The sequence below is a fragment of the Sphingobium aromaticiconvertens genome, assembly GCF_037154075.1.
Taxonomy (GTDB): domain Bacteria; phylum Pseudomonadota; class Alphaproteobacteria; order Sphingomonadales; family Sphingomonadaceae; genus Sphingobium; species Sphingobium aromaticiconvertens.
Genome location: NZ_JBANRJ010000001.1, coordinates 188,619 through 206,712 on the forward strand (window position 1 = coordinate 188,619; position 18,094 = coordinate 206,712).

Below are 18,094 nucleotides of genomic sequence, written 5' to 3' on the forward strand. Positions count from 1 at the left end.
GAAACGGGCGACGCGTCCGTCGCCCGCCAGTTCAAGCGATAGCCTTAAACGCGGCGACGCTTGGAAGGACGCACGCCATTGTGCGGGATCGGCGTCACGTCACGGATCGACGTGATGTGGAAGCCAACCGCCTGAAGCGCGCGCAGAGCCGATTCACGGCCCGAGCCGGGGCCCTTCACTTCGACTTCCAGCGTCCGAACGCCATGTTCGGATGCCTTGCGGCCCGCATCTTCCGCACAAACCTGCGCGGCATAGGGGGTCGACTTACGGCTGCCCTTGAAGCCCATCATGCCCGCCGAGGACCATGAAATGGTGTTGCCCTGGGCGTCCGTGATGGTGATCATCGTGTTGTTGAAGCTGGCGTTCACATGCGCGACGCCTGCCGAGATGTTCTTGCGCTCGCGCCGCTTAATGCGCTGAGGTTCCCGTGCCATTTGCTCTATCCTACTGAAATCGTTGCTGCGGGAGGTGTCTCATAGGATGAGAAGCGCCTCCGGCGGAGAAGAAGTGGATTACTTCTTCTTGCCTGCGATTGCCTTCGCCTTGCCCTTGCGGGTGCGCGCATTGGTATGCGTGCGCTGACCACGAACCGGCAGGCCCTTACGGTGACGCAGGCCGCGATAGCAGGCCAGATCCATCAACCGCTTGATGTTCATCGCGGTGTTCCGGCGCAGATCGCCTTCGACCGTCAGGTCGGCGTCGATCGTTTCACGGATCTGAAGGACTTCGGCGTCCGACAGGTCCTGAACGCGGCGGCTGTGGTCGATGCCCAGCTTGGTGGCGATATCAACGGCAGTCTTGCGACCGATGCCGTGGATGTAGGTGAGCGCGATGATCACGCGCTTGTTGGTCGGGATGTTGACACCCGCAATACGAGCCATTGTACCTAATTCTCCTGCTCCACGGGGCGGTGGCGCCGTCCCATCTCAAAGCGTCAGGTCGGATCGTTGAAATCCGACAATCTCATACCCCCCAAGACGCAAAAAAGACGGCCAGCGCCAAAGCACTGCCGCTACCAAGCGTGTCGGGATGCAAGGCCCATACCGATTCGGGGTCAAACTGTCAACCGGACAAGGCTTTCTGGCAGCACCCATTCCCCGCCAGATCGCCAGATCCGATCCTCCAATCTGGCCACTTCATCCTTTTGTGGTTGAAGCCGGGTCCAGCACTGGGGCATGGAGCGTCGATGCGCAACGCGACCTCCCTGATTTTCACCCTCATCCCCATGGCCTTGCTGGGCGCCTGCGTCGCCCCTTCGGAGCGAACACCGCCCCCGGCACCACGCCCGGCTCCCGCCACGCCCACACCCACACCCACACCCACGCCGCCAGCCTCCCCAGCGCCTGCGAGCACCGAATGGCAATATCGTCCGGCGACGGCGGGGGACTGGACATATCGGACCGAGGGCGCTGGATCGGCCGCCCTGTTCCGCACAGCCAGTGACCCTGCAATGCTGTCCATCCGCTGCGACCAAGCGAGCCATCGGATCAGCGTCGCACGCACGGGCGCTGGCAGCGGCCCCATGACGATCCGCACCAGCTATGGCGCGGTGAACTGGCCCGCCTCCACCACCGCAGGCGCAACGGCGCAGACGATCGCCACGCGCGCCGCGAACGATAGCGTGCTGGACCAGATCGCCTATAGCCGTGGCCGGTTCGGCGTGGATGTGCAGGGCCTGCCCCCCTTGATCCTGCCCGCCTGGGCGGAAGTCGCACGCGTGGTCGAGGATTGCCGGGGCTGACCCTGTCGGCAGAACCGCTGTTTTTCCAAGGTTTTCCAGAAACGACGCAGCGGGGAAATTCCGGCGCGAACGGCGAAGTATGATTCCAAAAAAGAATAATACAAGACTTGATCCTGCCAGCGGAATGATTCACTCTCCATCTCGTGGCCGATCGAGGACACATTTGAAGTCGGCCACGCGGGCTTCAACTAGCGAAAGGAGGTGATCCGATGTCTCATGGTTCAGCAATGGGGTCGGTCAAGTCCAATCGGGAAACGCGCCGCTGAGCGACGCCACAGCGTCGATCCTTTCATCACTGACGATCCACCAGGCCTGACCGTCTGGTTGCACACGCCCTTGCTGGCGAGATGATCCGTCATCGGCGAAGGATAGCGCGAACCACGTTCCCCTGGGCGGCACTTCCGGCCGCTGACCATGCACATGATGGGCCGTCGGGCATCGACCCGGCGGCCCCTCTCATGCTTTTGGAACGGGGGCGATAGCCAGTTAGGCGGAACGGGGACCAAGCAAGATAATCGCCGCCCCGGCCAAGGAGACAATGGCGCCGCACACATCCCATCGGTCGGGCCGCACCCCCTCTATGATCCAGAGCCAGACGATTGCGGCCGTGATATAGACGCCGCCGTAAGCGGCATAGGCCCGTCCCGCCTGATCAGTATCCACAAGGGTCAGAAGCCAGCCGAACAGCGCCAAAGACATCATGCCTGGCACCAGCCACCAGATGGACTTGCCCATCTTCAGCCACGCCCAAAAGGCGAAGCAGCCTGCAATCTCCGCAAGCGCGGCACCGATATAAGCAAGGGCAGTCATAGGAGCGCTGTCTCAGTTCATGCCTTCGCCTGCAAGTGGTGGCGTGTCGCCGGGCGCTTTCTTGTGCCGCCGTTAAGGGCATGAGGCGACCGGGAGGGGTGGATCTAAGCCATTCCCCTACCCCAGCCCCACCAGCGGCACGATGTCGATCGGGCGGCCATTGCGGCGCAGTTCGATGGTGATGGTTGGGCGACCCGACCCGGCGATGCCGACGGGATCGCCCTGACGCACCGTCTCACCCACATTCACGGACAGGCGATGCAGGCCGGTGAGCAAGGTTGTCCAACCCTGACCATGGTCGATGATGAGGATCTGGCCATAGCCGCGATAGGGGCCGGCAAAGGCGATGCGGCCAGCCGTCGGCGCAACCAGTTGCGCGCTGGGCTGGGTGGCAAGCGTCAGGCCACGTGAGCGCACGCCGCTGGTCGACACCTCGCCCATGCCGGTCACAAGCTGGCCGACGACAGGCAGGCGATAGGGCGGCGGACCGCTGGCAGCGGTCGCGCGCTCAGGCGTCTCGCCACCAGAAATCACGCCGGCCTGATCGGGCCGCGCTGGGCGCAGGATCGGGCCTGAGAGGGCAGCAAGCCGGTCGCGCAAATCACCCGCCGACTCCAGTTGGTCCATCAGGTCGACAATATCCCGCGCCCGTTCGCCCAGCGCCACAGCGCGATCCTCCTCCAGCCCCGCGTCGGAACGCAGCGCCTGCGCGGCGACACGCTTGCGTGCCTCCAACGCGCGCAGATCGGACTGGCGCTGGGTCAGCTTCATGCGACTGTCGGTCAGCGCGTCGGCGGCCTGCTGCGCGGTGGCGCGCAGCGCCCGGCTGCGATCCAGTTCGGCGCGCAGTCCCGCCGTGCGCTCCCGAATCACAGGCAGCACCGCGCCAAGCACCGCCCGCATATGCACCGCATCGGTCATGGAACCGGGCTGGACCAGCGCCAGCGCCAGTGGCCGTCGCGCCATCATCTGAAGCGCGGCGGTCAGCTTCACGACCGGCTCCTGCCGCTCGGCCAGCCGCACCGCCTGCGCGCGCTGAAGCCGGGCAATGATGGCAAGGCGCGCCTGCGCCATCTGAATGTCGGCCTCGGCCTCCTGAATACGCGCAGCCATCGCGGCGGCATGACGGCGGGCGCGTTCGGCGTCTTCGCGCGCCTGCCCCGCCTGTTGATCGAGGCGCTGCGATCGGTCGCGCGCATCCTCCGCCTGTTGCCGTGCAGCCTTGAGCGCGGACTGCTCCTGTTGCAGACTGGTTCGGCCAAGGCCCTGAAGCACGATATCCTGTGCCCCCGCCCCCACCGTGACAAGGCCGATCGCGACCGCACCGGTCATCCAGACCAGCATAAGCCGCCGTGCCCGTTGATTGCCCCCACCCCACATGGGGCTATCCTTCGCGATGATAGGGGTGATTGGCAAGGATACTTGTCGCCCGCCACAATTGTTCGGCCAGCATGGCGCGGGCCATCATGTGCGGCCAGGTCATCCCGCCAAAGGCGATCAGCAGATCAGCGCCCGCGCGTTCCGCATCACCAAAACCGTCCGCCGCACCGATCAGGAAGCGGCATTCGCGTGTACCCGCGTCGCGCCACCCCTCGATCCGCCGGGCAAACTCCATCGAGGAGAGCTGACGCCCCTTTTCGTCCAGCATGACGATGACAGTGCCCGCAGATACAGGCGGCAGCTTGCCACCCCGATCGGGGAGTTCGGTAATTTTATGCGGCAAGGTCAGCCGCTTCACATAGCGATCGACCAGTTCACCTTCCGGCGAGCGCCCGATCTTGCCGCGCGCAATGATGTGGAGGAGCATGACCTGACCCTAGAGCAAAATCCGATCCGATTGCATCGGCTCGGCTGCTCTAGTCTTTTGATTTTCCGCGTTTTCCGAGCCAGCAGGTGATTCCACCTGCTTGGAAAACGCTCCAGGGTACAAAGGACAGATATTCTCCGCCCGGACTGCGTTCAGGCCGTGCCCGCCGCCGGCGTGTCGACGAAGCCCCACATCCGTTCCAGATTGTAGAAGCTGCGCACCTCCGGCTTGAACAGATGGACGATCACGTCGCCCGCATCGATCAGCACCCAGTCGGCAACCGGCAGGCCTTCAACGCGGACGGGACGCCCGGTCGTCTGCTTGACGCGTTCGGCCAGATGCTGGGCGATCGCCGCGACCTGACGCGACGAACGACCGCTCGCGATCACCATATAATCGGCGATGCTGCTCTTGCCTTCCAGGGGGATGGAGATGGTTTCCTGCGCCTGATCGTCGTCGAGCGACTGAAGGACAAGCGCATGCAGGGCGGCCACACTATCGGCGCCATGCGCCGCATCGTTGGCAGGTTGGGGTCTGGTCAAAAAAGCTCCATTCTAGACGATCAGCCGACGCGTGAGCGGGTCGCGCACACGTGCAAATTCATATTCGCGATGCCAGAGGGGGTCAGCCTGCCGGAGCAGGGTTGCCGATCTTGGATCAGGGCGAAAGCGCATAAGCACGAGCGCCGGCGGTCTCCAATTCGTCCAGTCTGCACTCTGGCGCGCGGGCCGGACGAAGCGCCGTAGCCAACCCGTAGCCACGGAACCACGAGCATCCCTATCATAGCCCGGCCGGGCGATTACGGCAATGGGCATTCGCCGGGCAATCCCCCGCCAGTCCCGCCACTCGCTAAACTGGGCCAGATTGTCCCCGCCCATCAACCAGATGAAGCGGTTGCGGGGAAAGCGCTGGACTAGTGCGCGCAGCGTATCAGCAGTATAGCGGGTACCCAACACGGCCTCTATCGCGCTGGCACGAATCGGGGCGCCGCGCGCGATTTTCTGCGCCCGTGCCAATCGTGCGCGGAGCGGCGCCATGCCCGCCCTGGGCTTGAGCGGATTGCCCGGCGACACCAGCCACCACACCTCATCCAATCCAAGCGCTTGCGCCGCGAACAGGGATATGGCCCTGTGCCCCCCATGCGCGGGATTGAACGATCCGCCCAGCAGTCCGATACGCTTCATGAGATATCCGATGACAGGGAAAGCGGCCCAAGACAATAAGCGGGCAATGATGTGCCCTGCCATTAACCCGACGCTCATCGAGCCTGTATGATATTGGTAGAGTGCAACTTTTGCTTCGCCAGAGAAACCGTCTATATTGCGCCTTCCATGTCAGGACTCACGAAACCCATGAAGACCGCTTTCCTGCAGGGCGCCGTTGCGCTCGGCGCCATTGCCCTCATTCCCGCCACCACCGCCGCACTCGCGGATGCGGAGGGCAGCAGTTACAAGGCGCTCGACGAATTCATGGACGTGTTTCAGAAAGTCCGCACCGACTATGTCGAAAAGGTCGACGATGAAAAGCTGATCAAGGGCGCGATTGACGGCATGCTCGCCAGCCTCGATCCGCACAGCAGCTTCCTTGATGCGCGCGATTTCCAGAATCTGCGGACCCAGACAGAGGGCAGCTATGGCGGCCTTGGCCTGTCGGTCACGCAGGAGGATGGCGCGGTCAAGGTGATCGCCCCGACCCAGGATACGCCCGCCTATCGCGCGGGCATCAAGTCGGGCGATTATATTACCCATCTGGACGGCCAGCTCATCTATGGCGGCACGCTGGACGAGGCGGTCGACAAGATGCGCGGCGCGCCCGGCACGTCGATCAAGCTGACCATCGTGCGCACCGGCCGCGACAAGCCGATCGAACTGACCCTCACGCGCGAGATCATCCAGATCAAGCCGGTGAAATGGGAAGTGAAGAACGGCATCGGCGTCATCAACATCGTCAGCTTCTCCGCCAATACCGGCGCGGACGTGAAGTCGGCGATCCGCAGCATCGACAAGTCGCTGGGCCACAAGCCGACCGGCTATATACTCGACCTGCGCTCCAACCCCGGCGGCCTGCTGGACGAGGCGGTGACGACCAGCGACGTATTCCTGGAACGCGGCGAAATCGTATCGCAGCGCGGCCGCCAGAAGGGCGATGTGGAACGCTATTATGCCAAGCCCGGCGACGATGCGAAGGGCCTGCCGGTCATTGTGCTGGTCGACAGTGGATCGGCGTCGGCGTCGGAGATCGTCGCGGGCGCGTTGCAGGACCAGCATCGCGCTCTGGTGATGGGCGAGCGCAGCTTCGGCAAGGGCAGCGTGCAGACCATGTTGCCGCTCAGCAATACCACGGCGCTCAAGCTGACGACCGCGCGTTACTATACGCCATCGGGCCGCTCGGTGCAGGAGGGCGGGATCGAGCCGGACATTCGTGTGCCGCAGATTTCCGACCCCGATTACAAGAACCGGCCTAAATTCCGCGAAAGCGACCTGCGCCGCCACCTCATCAACGAGATAAAGGTGGATGACAAAACGCTGGAAGAGGACACGAAGGAAGACCCCCGCTTCGCCATGTCAGCGGAGGAGCTGAAGAAGAAGGGAATTGAGGACTTCCAGCTCGACTATGCGCTGAGGACGATCGGGCGGCTGGCGGCCAAGCCCGGCGCCATGGTGGCCCAAGCCGCGCCGGCTCCCACACCGGCATCCTCGCCCAAGCCCGCGGCGCGCAAGCCCGCGACGCATTGATCCAGACGGATGAAGCCTCTTGTTCTGGCCCGCGCGCTAGCGCTGGCGACACCGCTGGTCCTGCTGGGCGGCGCTTACGCCTTCCAATATCTGGGCAGGCTGCATCCGTGCGAGATGTGCTGGTGGCAACGCTATCCGCATATGGTGGCGATCCCGTTGGCGCTGATGGCCTATGCCGCCCAGTCACAACGACGGATCAGCGGACTATTCACCGGATTGGCGGCGGGCGCCATCGCCATCAGCGGCCTCATCGGCCTGTTTCATGCCGGGGTCGAATATGGCTGGTGGGAAGGGTTGACCGCCTGTTCGACCGCCCTTGGCAGCGGCGGCGGCGATATTCTTAAGTCGATCATGGCCGCACCCATCACCCGATGCGATGTCGCCCCCTGGTCGCTGCTGGGCATTTCGATGGCCGGCTATAATGGCCTCTTGTCGGTCGGCGCGGCGATCGCCATCTTTGTCCTGCTGGGCAAGAGGAGCCGCGCATGAACAGGAAACCCAAGGATTTCCCGTGCCCCGGAAAACGGGCCGACACCGTGGATCGCGCCTCCATGCTGCGCGTCGATCAGGCGGGCGAATATGGCGCGACGCGCATCTATGCCGGGCAACTGGCGGTGATGGGCGACCGGCATCCCTTTGGCCGCATCATCGCGGGCATGGCGGCGCAGGAAGAGCGGCACCGTCAGCATTTCGATGCGATGCTGACAGCGCGTGGCGTGCGCCCGACCGCTCTGCAACCGATCTGGAATGTTGCGGGCTTCGCGCTGGGCGCGGTGACGGCGGCGATCGGTCCGAAGGCGGCGATGGCCTGCACCGCCGCGATCGAAACCGAAATCGACCGCCACTATGAAGAGCAATTGCACGCACTGGGCAACCAGGACCCGGAACTAAGCGAGAGCATCGCGGATTTCCAGGCAGAGGAGGTCGAGCATCGTGAAGCCGCCCTTGCCCATGGAGCGGAACAGGCGCCCGCCTATCCGCTGCTGTCAGGTGCGATCCGTCTGGGCTGCCGCGCTGCCATCGCGCTGTCGAAGCGTATTTGAGGATGTTCGAAATGATGAAGAGCCTGACGATCGCCGCCGCCCTGATGCTGGGCACCGCCGCGCCCGTGCTGGCCCAAACACCGGCGGAGGTGGCTCCGACCGCTACGACCACAAGTGAGTCAGAGCGCGTCAATCTGGTCATCGTCTATGGCGACGACCCCTGCCCACAATCGCCCAACAGTGATGATATCGTCGTGTGCGCGCGCAAGGGTGAGGAAGAACGTTATCGCATACCCGAGCCGCTGCGGGGCGATCCTAATCAGCCCTCCCATCAAGCGTGGGGCGAACGGGTGCGGTCTATGGAATATGTCGGCGCGCAAGGGACAGAGAGCTGCTCACCCGTCGGCGGCGGCGGCGCGACCGGCTGCTTCACCAAACTCGCACGGCAGGCCAAGGCCGAACGGCAGCAGGCCGACAATGCCAGTTGGAAGGATCTGGTCGAGGCGGAGCGCGGTCGGCGCCTGTCCACCATCGACAAGGATTCCGAGGCGATCGAAGCACGGGTGAAGAAAGAGGAAGCGGCCGAGAAGCAGGCAACGCCGCCGCAACCATGAATGGGCCAAACCATAAACCGGCATCGCCGCGCTGACGGATAGGGAAAGAGCGCGGCGTCTAGGAAAAAAGGGGACGTTCGATATTTGCCGCCGGTCATCTTCGGTTCACGCCGCTATCGGCAGAAAGACAGTCCTCATGCGCGCTTCCCTCCCCCTATTGCTCCTTGGCCCGCTGCTAATCGCAGCCACCCCGGCTCGCGCCGAAGCACCACAACGCATCTTCAACCTGATTGTCTATGGTGACGATGCCTGCCCCAAGGCAGAAGGGGACGAGATCGTCGTCTGCGCGCGCAAGCCAGAATCCGAACGCTATCGCATCCCCAAGAAGCTGCGCGAAAAGCCGGCCGTGTCGGGCGGTCCCGGCTGGGGTAGCCAGGTGGCGACCATGGAGAATGTGCAGCGGCAGACCCTGCCCGGCAGTTGTTCGGCAATCGGCAGCAACGGGTTCACCGGCTGCACGGCCAAGATGCTGCAACAATGGTTCGCCGAACGACGGATGCAGGAGTCGGCTGGGATTCCCTGAGTTGTTTTCAGATCGTCCTGACGAAAATCAGGATTCATTTGCTCTACCGTAGCGCGCTTACCCGCTATTCCGCAAAGCCGTGGCGATCGCGTTGATCGACAACTCGATACCTTCCTTGATCCGCGGATCATCTTCCCCCGCACGATGCCGCTTGAGCAATTCCACCTGCAACAGGTTGAGCGGTTCGATATAGGGCAGGCGCAGCCGGATCGATGTGTCAAGCGCCGGGCTTTTCTCCAGCAGGCGGCTTTGACCCGTTGCAGCGAGCAGCCCGTCATGGGCCATGGCCCAGCCTTCCTTGATCCGCCCGAACATCTTCGCTCCAGCCTCCTGATCCTCGACCAGCGGCAGGTAGCGCGCGGCGATGCCCAGGTCCGACTTGGCCAACACCATTTCCAGATTGGCGAGCGCCGACTTCAGGAACGACCAGCTTTGCGCCATGTCGGCCAGCAGCGCCTTGTCCTCAAACGCTGCAAGCGCATGACCAACGCCATACCAGCCCGGCAGCATGACGCGCGCCTGCGCCCAACTAAACACCCATGGAATGGCGCGCAGATCCTCGATCGCATCGCTCTTGGTCCGGCTGGCGGGCCGCGAGCCGATCTTGAGACCCGCAATTTCCTGAATCGGGGTCAACTGGCGGAAGAAGGTCTTAAACCCCTCCGTCCCGTAAACAAGGTCGCGATAGGCGGCGAAAGCGGTGTTTGACAGCTCGTCCATCGCGCCGGCAAAACGCGCCGCGTCCCGGTCCGAAATCCCCTCTGGCTCCAGACTGGCAAGGAGCGTCGCGCTGGTCATCGCCTCCAGATTGACGGCGGCGACGTCGCGGGTGCCGAACTTGGCGGCGATCACCTCGCCCTGCTCGGTGATGCGGATGCGGCCCTGCACACTGCCCTTGGGCTGCGCCTGAATGGCCGCAAAAGCGGAACCGCCACCGCGCCCGACCGCGCCGCCGCGACCATGGAATAATTGCATCGCCGTACCCGCTTCAGCGAACACCGGCTCCAGCGCCTTGCTCGCCTTGAACAGGCTCCAGGTGGAGGTGATATAGCCGCCATCCTTGTTGCTGTCGGAATAGCCGATCATCACTTCCTGATGGCCGCGCGCCTTCACCACGCCCGCAATTTCGGGCAGCCCGAAATAGGCGGACATGATCTTGGGCGCAGCCTCAAGATCGGCGATCGTCTCGAACAGCGGGATCGACATGATCGCAGCATGGGGCGGCTTGCCCTGTTCGGTCGCGCGCCACAGCCCTGCCTCTTTCAGCAGGATGTTGACCTCCAGCATGTCGGACACGCTTTCAGCCTTGGAGATGATATAATGGGTGATGCACTGAGGGCCGTAAGTACGCTGCGCCTGCGCGGCCGCATGAACGATAGCCAGTTCCGACGCCGTCTCCTCCGAATAAGCGGCAAAGCGCGATCCCAGCGGTCGATTATTGCCCAACTCCCGGCGCAGCAGAGCAATGCGCGCATATTCGTCGAGCGCGGCATAGTCCGCCTCTACCCCAGCAACCTTCAGCAACTCGGCAACCACCCGTTCATGCACGTCGCTGTTCTGGCGCATGTCCAGCGTGGCGAGGTGGAAACCGAACGTCTCCACCGCGCGGATCAGGCGCCCCAGCGCCCCGCCGGAGGACAGTGCCCCATCGCCTTCGCTTGCCAAACCCTGGGCGATGGTGACGAGGTCATGGCGGAGGTCGGCGGGCATGGCATAGGCCTCGCCCTTCAGGCTGGACGGGCGCGGTGGCTGCCCACCGGTCAGCTTGACATAGGTCGCGGCCAGACGGGCATAGATGCCCGAAATCGCGCGGCGATAGGGTTCATCCTGGCGGCTGGGGCTATTGTCACCGCTGCCTTCGGCCAGATTCAGCACCGCCTGCGGCACATGGGCCAGTTCGGTCGAGAGTGACAGTTCCGCGCCCAATGCGTGCAACGCGTCGAGATAATAGGCCAGCGCTGCCTGACCGCCCCGCGAAAGCGCGAATTCCAGTTGCGGCGCCTGCACGAAGGGATTGCCATCGCGATCGCCGCCAATCCACGACCCGACGCGCAGAAAGCTCTGTGGCCGCGCGCCCAATACCCGCTCCCAGCGCCCGTAAAGGGCAGGCAGAACCGGCAGGAAAGTGTCGCGGAAATAGGTGAGAACATTCTCAATCTCATCGGCCACGAATAGTTTTTCGCGGCGCAGCGGCCGGGTCTGCCACAGCAGCGCGATCTGACGACAAATGGCTTCGTCGATCTTCTCGCCATCCTCCGTCTCTGTGCGGCCGGTGTCTTTCAGCAGCATGAGGTCGGCGATGCGGTTCTTGTGATCGATCATGCTCTTGCGCCGCACCTCGGTCGGGTGAGCGGTGAGTACCGGTACAATCAGTGAATCGGACAGCAGCGCCAGCACCGCATCGCGGCTGATGCCGTGCGATTCCAGCCGCGCGAGGGCAGAGGCGACATCCGCACCCGGCTCCGCCTCCACGCCCTGTCGATCCTCCGCCAGATTGGCGAGCATCGAGAAGAGCATGAACCCGCGCACGAAGGACAAGGTGTCGTCGAGGCTGAGCGCCCCCAAACCGGTATCGACCAAATCCGCGCCATCCACGCCACGCGCGCGATCGACCGAGGCAGAGCGGATATATTCGGTCTGGCGGTAAAGATGCTCGCCGCCATAGGCCCGGATGACATCGCCCAGCAGCCGGCCAAGAAAACGGATATCAGGGTTTTGCGTTATCGCCGGAGCGGTCGCCTGCTGGGATGCGGTAGCCATGTCCACATGCTGCACCGCAGCACCGAAACGGTCAAGCGATTCCGCCCTCCGTGAAAACGATTTCAGGCGACCTTGAGCGCCACGATCAATCGGCCAAATTCCTCTTGCAACTGTTCCGCGCGCTGGCGCACGGCAGCGCCTTGCTCACGCGTTTGCGCGGCGGCCTCCGCCGTCTGGCGCAGCGCGGCTGATATGGCGCCCACGGCGTGGTCGGCAGCGCCCGCGTCCAGCGCCACCGAATGAGATACCCTCTGTATATCCTCGACCGCTTGACGCTGGCGATGCGCGGTTTGCGATACGGTGGAAATCGCGGCGGCCAGCTTGCCCAGGATTGCGTCGACGGATCCGACCAGTGCGAATGTGCGTTCGGCGGCCTGTTCGATACCATCGACGCGGGCATGGATGTCCCGCGTGGTCTGGGCGGTCTGACCCGCGAGCGCCTTCACCTCGTTGGCGACGATCACGAAGCCGCGCCCTGCCTCACCAGCACGGGCCGCCTCGATCGTGGCGTTGAGCGCAAGCAGGTTGGTCTGACCAGTAATGTCGGCGATCAGGGTCGCGGCCTCGTTCACTGACGCCACATGGTGGCGTAGATTGTCATTGGCCTCGCGCGCCTGCGCGGACTGCCCGCTGGCCGACTCCGCCGACGCGCGCAGGTCGTCGGCGGAGGCCGTGAAATGGCTGATCGAGGCGGTAAGATCGTCGATGGTCGCGGTAATCGCGCGCGCCGAATGAGCGGTTTCCCGCACCCGATCGACCACCGTCCCGGCATGGCCGCGCTGCGCCGTTATGCAATCCAGCGTATCATCTGCACTCGCTTCGAGCGCACTTGCGGTATCGAGCATCTGCCGCACCAGTGCCGCCATCGACTGTTCCAGCGCAGCGGCGATCTCCCGCCCGTTGCGCCGCAATTCCTCTTCATGCCGTCGCTGGTCGCGCGCCGCCTGTTCCGCGCTGGTGGCGAGCGCCTGACGTGAGGCTTCTGCCTGCACCAGCGCACCCTCGGCCCTTGCAGCAGCGGCGCGTGCCTCTCCCTCCGCCGCGCGGGCCGTCTTCGCAGACAGTCGCAGCGCCCGATAGGCCCGCATCAGGCGATGCGCCAGCCAGGCCGACATGATGATGAACGTCAGAAAGATGATGACGATGGCGGGCAATATGCTGCGGAACGCCCCCCGGCCTGCCCCGGCACTACGCCATTCGACGCGCCCCAGCGAACGCCCCAGCGGATCTTCGATCTGGGCGCTGTGCCACCCGGATGCAATCGCGCCCTTTGCCCAGCGAAGCGACAAATCATAGGGTTGCCCCATCGCTGCCAGACTGCGCTGGTCGATATGCTTCACCATGACCAGATAGCGAATGTCGGTCTGCGGCATCTGCACCGTTGGCGTCCAGGGGGTGATCGCACGCACGGCAAAGATGGCCGGTTGTTTTTCGAACCAGCCAAACCCCGTCACGGCATCGGCCGTCCCGAGCGCCTTGCTTCTGCTGGCTGGCAAGCTGCCCAACAGTCCAGCAACGGCTTCGGGCATCGCGGAACGCAGATTGACTGCCCCATGCCCCTTGCCGTCCTGCACCGCGCGGGCGGCCCAGCGCGTTCTGCCCTGGCGGTCGATCACGAGGACCGCCATGTCCTCATAGACCAGGGTCTTGTCGGCCCATGCCCGGTCCAGTTCGCCATAAAGGTGAACAACCGCATCATCCCATCGCGCGGCAGCCACGGCATGGGTACCGAGCGCGCTCTTCTCACGCTGGAGCGCGCCTTCCACCACCCGATGCAAATTGGCATCGGCATTCTGCTCGATCCGGTCGACCAGCAGCCAGAGCAATAGCGCCGCACCAATGATCGCGAGCAATATCATCCCAAAAAGCGGCACCATCGTGTCGCTGAGTTCATAGTCGCGCTGCTGCGCCCTGGGATCATGCCACCGACGGATCAATGCCCGACGGAGCGGATTAAGCTTCATCCTGCCAGCAATAGGAGCTGGAAGTTTAAAAATGATGAGTCTGGATCAGTTGGATCGCTATGCGCTTGCGTCTGCCCCTGCCGCTGGGCCAAAGGAGGCGGCGTGACCGCCAGCATCGACATAGGAACCGACGGAGCCGGCGCGCCCGTGCGGATGGACGTGGAGGAACTGCTTGCCACCCGCCTGCTGGTGCAGGGCAATAGCGGGTCGGGGAAATCGCACCTTCTGCGCCGTCTGCTGGAAGAAAGCGCGGCGCTGGTGCAGCAAGTGGTCATCGACCCGGAAGGCGATTTCGTTACGCTGGCGGACGAATATGGCCATGTCGTGATCGACGCGGGCGACTACAGCGAGCGCGAGATCGGCAAGATGGCGACCCGGATTCGCGAACATCGCGCCTCGGTCGTCCTCAGCCTCGAATCGCTTGAAATCGACGCACAGATGAAATGCGCCGCAGCCTTCCTCAATGCCCTGTTCGATGCACCGCGCGATCATTGGTATCCTGCGCTGGTGGTGGTGGACGAGGCGCAGATGTTCGCGCCCGCCGCCGCTGGCGATGTGTCGGACGACGCGCGCCGGGTGTCGCTGGCGGCGATGACCAATTTGATGTGCCGGGGCCGCAAGCGCGGGCTGGCGGGCGTCATCGCCACCCAGCGCCTTGCCAAGCTGGCCAAGAATGTCGCGGCGGAGGCGTCCAACTTCCTGATGGGCCGCACCTTCCTGGACATCGACATGGCGCGCGCCGCCGATCTGCTGGGCATGGAGCGGCGGCAGGCCGAGCAGATTCGCGACCTGGAGCGCGGACGCTTCCTGGCGCTTGGCCCCGCCATCTGCCGCCGTCCGGTGTCGGTGCGAATCGGCGCGGTAAAGACCAGCACGCGGGGCGGCACGCACAAGCTGATGCCGCCACCGCCGACCAGCGCCGAACAGTTTCAGACGCTGCTCTTTGCAGAGATGGAGGAGGACGCCGCCCCGTCCCGCCCCGATCCGCGCCCCGCGCCGGTGCCCGTCGACGACCTGCTTCGATCGCTGTCGGCGGGGCCGTCCATCGAGGCGCGACCGGAGGCCCCCGAACTGGAGTTCGCGGATAACGAGCCGGTGATCGTCGGCGTTCTGGAAGATATCCTCGCCGATTGCGCCGATCGCGCGCCTCCGGCCATCGCAACGCTCTATCAGGATTTCACCGTTCGTTGCCGGATGAAGGGATTGACGCGCGTGCCGATGGACCTTGCCGCCTTCCGCCGCCGCTTCGCCATGGCGCAGGCGGGGATGACCGACATCCACGATCCACGCTGGGAAGATCCGATGCGCGCCGCCGATCCGCTGCCGGAAGATATGCTGGCCCCCTTCCTGCTGATTGCGCGGGCGGCGATGCAGGGCCTCCCCTGCCCGGACGACGTGACGCTGGCCCGCGCCTACGGCACCAGTTCGCCGGGCCGGGTGCGGCGGCTGATCGACTATATGGAGAAGCTGGGCGTGATTGTGGCGCGAACCGATTTCGGTGGACGGCGATCTATCGGCGTCCCCGTTCTGGGCCTCAGCACAGCGGCGGCGGACGCATGAACACGTCCACCCCATCGGTCCTGTTCGTATGCCTGGGCAATATCTGCCGTTCTCCCCTGGCCGAAGCGGCGCTGCGGGTGGAAGCCGCGCGAGCGGGCCTGGCGGTGGAGGCCGATTCGGCAGGAACCGGTGACTGGCATGTTGGCAGCCCGCCCGATCCCCGCGCGCAGGCGACCGCGAAACGCCACGGTATCGACATAAGCGGCTATCGCGGACGTCAGGTCACGGCGGAGGATTTCCATCGCTTCACCCATATCTTCGCGCTGGACGGAGAGAATTTGAAAGGGCTGCGACGCATTCGTCCATCGGACGGCACCGCACACCTCGGCTTGCTCATGGACCTGATACCTGGCCGTGAAGGGAGCGGCGTCACCGATCCCTATTTTGGTGAAGACGCCGGGTTCGAGGTGACCTGGGACGATGTGTCGGGCGCAGCCAGGGCCATCGTCACGATGCTGCAAGACGCAAGATAAGGAAAGGCCTGCCCAAAGGACGAAAGCATAATGAGCGAGCCATGGGGATGGTTGCTCGGCTCATCGAACCGATCGGCCTTTCGATCAAATATGTAACGGAAATATCACGGTTTCTGTCAGACAGATGAACAAATGCCCTGCTTTCCTGAACCCAGGATAAACATGAAGGACCGCCGGTCTTCATTCACAAACAATTCAACCAGCGCGCGTTATCAATACAGGCTATGAGCGCATGCATGCGCGGAAGGATCGGATGATGGCTGGGATGATGATCGGGAAAGGACGACGGCTGCTGGCGACCATCGGCCTGACGGGCGCGATACTGCTGGGCGGATGCGCCTATGATGACGGCTATGGCTATAGCGGCGTTAGCGTGGGCAGCGGCTATTATGGCGGTGGTTATTATGACGGCTATGGCGGCAGCTATTACCCAGGTTCCTACGGCGGCTGGTACAACGACTTTTATTATCCGGGTTCCGGCTATTATGTTTATGACCGGGGCGGACGGCGCCATCGCTGGAACAACGGGCAGCGATCCTATTGGGAAGGACGTCGCTCCGAATGGCGCGGACGCGACAATGCCGGACGCGGGGCCGGACGAGGGGCCGAACGCGGGGCCGAACGTGGGAATGGCCGCGGAAACGGTCGCCGCGAGGGCTGGTGGAACGGGCGACGCAACGGCGCGCCCACGACCACAACGCCCTCAGTTCCGGGTCGGCAATGGCAGGGTCGCCCCCGGCCGGACGGCGTGACTAACGGCAATCGACAAGGCTGGCGCGCCGACCGGAGATCTGGGCAATCCGTCGGCCAACCGGGCGTTCAGCGCCCTCAACGCTCCATCCAGCGCGACGCCCCTCGCACGCGCAGCGATGGTGTGCGGGGCCGGAATGGCGCACCTCGGACTCAGCCCAACTGATGCGGGTGGGGTATATACGGATGACAAGCCTGTTCCTCGTCGCTGCACTGGCAGCATGCGACGGACGGGAAGAGAGCGCCCTCGACAACCTCGCCAATGGCGCGAATGTCGTGCAGGTGCAGAACAGCTTCACAGCCGAAGCGCAGGCGGTGCTGGAACCGCTGGCACCTCCCGCGCCCGGCACTCCCGGCGGCCTTCCGGCGTCGCGCGAACCTTTGGTCGAAGGGACGATCGACCCGAACAGCGCACAAGGCGCGGCGCAGGTCGTCCAGGGCTATTATGGGCTGCTGGAGGAGAAGCGATTTTCCGACGCACAGGATCTGTGGGCAGATCGCAGCGCCATCGGGTCGCAGGATGACGCGGCCTTCGCCGCCCGCTTCCGGGGCTTTAGTGAGATTCACGCCAATATCGGCGCACCGGGCGAGGCCGAAGGCGCGGCCGGATCGCTCTACGTCAGCGTGCCCGTGCAAGTCTATGCCCGTGTCGCCGCCAGTGGAAAGCCCTGGTATGTACTGCGTCAGGTGACGCTGCGCCGGGTCAATGACGTACCCGGATCAAGTGCAGCCGACCGTCGGTGGCATATCGAGTCGATCGGACCCTATGCGCCCCAGGTAGCGAGTGTGGTGGCGGAAACCAGCGCTGCTATTTCCGCCACCGATGGCCTTGTCAGACCTTAAGCAACCGTCGCCTTGACGATCTTGCCGGGGGTGCGCGGCGGCTCGCCCTTGGGCAGCGCGTCGACATGCTCCATGCCGGACGTGACTTCACCCCAGGCGGTGTACTGACCGTCAAGGAAGGTGGCATCGTCAAAGCAGATAAAGAACTGGCTGTTGGCGCTGTTCGGGTTTGACGAACGCGCCATCGAACAGATGCCACGGACATGCGGCTCGCGGTTGAACTCGGCCTTGATGTCGGGGAGCTTCGATCCGCCCATGCCGGTGCCGGTCGGATCGCCGCCCTGCGCCATGAAGCCGGGGATCACGCGGTGGAAGACCACGCCGTCATAGAAGCCCTCTTTCGCCAGCGTGACGATCCGCTCGACATGGCCGGGGGCAAGATCGGAGCGCAGCTTGATCACGACGTCGCCGCCGCTGTCGAGGGAAAGGGTAAGCGTTTCGTCGGCCATCGGGCAGTCCTCTTCTTTGGGGATAGGCAATCTGGCCCATATAGAGGCTGCGGCGCCCGATGGAAGCCCGTTGCCCCATTGC

Annotated in this window: 20 protein-coding genes; 10 read left to right on the plus strand and 10 right to left on the minus strand. The window is 64.1% G+C overall.

Going from position 1 to position 18,094, the window contains the following annotated elements; genetic code table 11:
• Positions 1–44: 44 nt before the first annotated feature.
• The gene (gene rpsK / locus WFR25_RS00990; RefSeq protein ID WP_336967690.1) at positions 45–434 is read right to left on the minus strand and encodes a 30S ribosomal protein S11; all 390 of its coding nucleotides are present in this window, start codon (positions 432–434) and stop codon (positions 45–47) included.
• Positions 435–512: 78 nt separating this feature from the next.
• Entirely contained in the window at positions 513–881 is a 369-nt protein-coding gene (gene rpsM, locus WFR25_RS00995) for a 30S ribosomal protein S13 (RefSeq protein WP_006967373.1), read from the minus strand.
• Between the two features lie 305 nt (positions 882–1,186).
• On the opposite strand from rpsM, the gene WFR25_RS01000 reads away from it, so the two are divergent.
• The gene (locus tag WFR25_RS01000) at positions 1,187–1,741 is read left to right on the plus strand and encodes a hypothetical protein (RefSeq protein ID WP_336967694.1); all 555 of its coding nucleotides are present in this window, start codon (positions 1,187–1,189) and stop codon (positions 1,739–1,741) included.
• 486 nt (positions 1,742–2,227) lie between these two features.
• Here WFR25_RS01000 and WFR25_RS01005 read toward each other — a convergent pair whose 3' ends face one another.
• The 5 genes from WFR25_RS01005 to WFR25_RS01025 form a co-directional block, all read right to left on the minus strand.
• On the minus strand, positions 2,228–2,551 hold the full coding sequence (locus tag WFR25_RS01005) for a YnfA family protein (RefSeq protein WP_336967695.1): 324 nt from the start codon (positions 2,549–2,551) through the stop codon (positions 2,228–2,230).
• A 117-nt stretch (positions 2,552–2,668) separates the two neighbouring features.
• Positions 2,669–3,883, minus strand: coding sequence for a murein hydrolase activator EnvC family protein (locus WFR25_RS01010; RefSeq protein ID WP_336974552.1), 1,215 nt, complete (start codon positions 3,881–3,883; stop codon positions 2,669–2,671).
• A 52-nt stretch (positions 3,884–3,935) separates the two neighbouring features.
• The gene (locus WFR25_RS01015; RefSeq protein WP_336967697.1) at positions 3,936–4,358 is read right to left on the minus strand and encodes a 23S rRNA (pseudouridine(1915)-N(3))-methyltransferase RlmH; all 423 of its coding nucleotides are present in this window, start codon (positions 4,356–4,358) and stop codon (positions 3,936–3,938) included.
• Positions 4,359–4,510: 152 nt separating this feature from the next.
• Entirely contained in the window at positions 4,511–4,900 is a 390-nt protein-coding gene (rsfS, locus tag WFR25_RS01020; protein WP_336967699.1) for a ribosome silencing factor, read from the minus strand.
• A gap of 12 nt (positions 4,901–4,912) precedes the next feature.
• Positions 4,913–5,542: a nicotinate-nucleotide adenylyltransferase gene (locus tag WFR25_RS01025; RefSeq protein WP_336967701.1), complete on the minus strand. Its 630-nt coding sequence runs from the start codon at positions 5,540–5,542 to the stop codon at positions 4,913–4,915.
• Between the two features lie 168 nt (positions 5,543–5,710).
• On the opposite strand from WFR25_RS01025, the gene WFR25_RS01030 reads away from it, so the two are divergent.
• The 5 genes from WFR25_RS01030 to WFR25_RS01050 all read left to right on the plus strand — a co-directional run bounded on the left by WFR25_RS01030 (position 5,711) and on the right by WFR25_RS01050 (position 9,213).
• Positions 5,711–7,093 (plus strand): S41 family peptidase, encoded by a 1,383-nt coding sequence (locus WFR25_RS01030; RefSeq protein ID WP_336967703.1) that lies wholly within the window; start codon positions 5,711–5,713, stop codon positions 7,091–7,093.
• A gap of 9 nt (positions 7,094–7,102) precedes the next feature.
• The gene (locus tag WFR25_RS01035) at positions 7,103–7,582 is read left to right on the plus strand and encodes a disulfide bond formation protein B (protein WP_336967705.1); all 480 of its coding nucleotides are present in this window, start codon (positions 7,103–7,105) and stop codon (positions 7,580–7,582) included.
• A complete protein-coding gene (locus WFR25_RS01040) occupies positions 7,579–8,136 on the plus strand; it encodes a demethoxyubiquinone hydroxylase family protein (protein ID WP_336967707.1) in 558 nt (185 codons plus the stop codon). Before WFR25_RS01035 ends, WFR25_RS01040 begins: the two co-directional genes overlap by 4 nt.
• Positions 8,137–8,147: 11 nt before the next feature.
• Positions 8,148–8,690 (plus strand): hypothetical protein, encoded by a 543-nt coding sequence (locus WFR25_RS01045; RefSeq protein WP_336967710.1) that lies wholly within the window; start codon positions 8,148–8,150, stop codon positions 8,688–8,690.
• A 136-nt stretch (positions 8,691–8,826) separates the two neighbouring features.
• A complete protein-coding gene (locus WFR25_RS01050; RefSeq protein ID WP_336967712.1) occupies positions 8,827–9,213 on the plus strand; it encodes a hypothetical protein in 387 nt (128 codons plus the stop codon).
• A 57-nt stretch (positions 9,214–9,270) separates the two neighbouring features.
• On the opposite strand, the gene ppc is transcribed toward WFR25_RS01050, so the two are convergent.
• A complete protein-coding gene (gene ppc / locus WFR25_RS01055) occupies positions 9,271–11,973 on the minus strand; it encodes a phosphoenolpyruvate carboxylase (RefSeq protein ID WP_336967713.1) in 2,703 nt (900 codons plus the stop codon).
• Positions 11,974–12,035: 62 nt separating this feature from the next.
• Positions 12,036–13,937 carry a methyl-accepting chemotaxis protein gene (locus WFR25_RS01060; RefSeq protein WP_336967714.1) on the minus strand — a complete coding sequence of 634 codons (1,902 nt, stop codon included), beginning with the start codon at positions 13,935–13,937 and terminating at the stop codon, positions 12,036–12,038.
• Between the two features lie 102 nt (positions 13,938–14,039).
• On the opposite strand from WFR25_RS01060, the gene WFR25_RS01065 reads away from it, so the two are divergent.
• From WFR25_RS01065 to WFR25_RS01080, 4 genes are all read left to right on the plus strand, one after another.
• Positions 14,040–15,497, plus strand: a complete 1,458-nt coding sequence (locus WFR25_RS01065; protein WP_336967718.1) for an ATP-binding protein — start codon at positions 14,040–14,042, stop codon at positions 15,495–15,497.
• A complete protein-coding gene (locus tag WFR25_RS01070; RefSeq protein ID WP_336967721.1) occupies positions 15,494–15,970 on the plus strand; it encodes a low molecular weight protein-tyrosine-phosphatase in 477 nt (158 codons plus the stop codon). Before WFR25_RS01065 ends, WFR25_RS01070 begins: the two co-directional genes overlap by 4 nt.
• Before the next feature lie 265 nt (positions 15,971–16,235).
• Positions 16,236–16,886: a peptidase gene (locus WFR25_RS01075; RefSeq protein ID WP_419723125.1), complete on the plus strand. Its 651-nt coding sequence runs from the start codon at positions 16,236–16,238 to the stop codon at positions 16,884–16,886.
• A gap of 20 nt (positions 16,887–16,906) precedes the next feature.
• Positions 16,907–17,563: a hypothetical protein gene (locus WFR25_RS01080; protein ID WP_419723126.1), complete on the plus strand. Its 657-nt coding sequence runs from the start codon at positions 16,907–16,909 to the stop codon at positions 17,561–17,563.
• On the opposite strand, the gene WFR25_RS01085 is transcribed toward WFR25_RS01080, so the two are convergent.
• On the minus strand, positions 17,560–18,012 hold the full coding sequence (locus WFR25_RS01085) for a peptidylprolyl isomerase (RefSeq protein ID WP_336967724.1): 453 nt from the start codon (positions 18,010–18,012) through the stop codon (positions 17,560–17,562). The two genes, WFR25_RS01080 and WFR25_RS01085, sit on opposite strands and share 4 nt — an antisense overlap.
• Between the last annotated feature and the right edge of the window lie 82 nt (positions 18,013–18,094).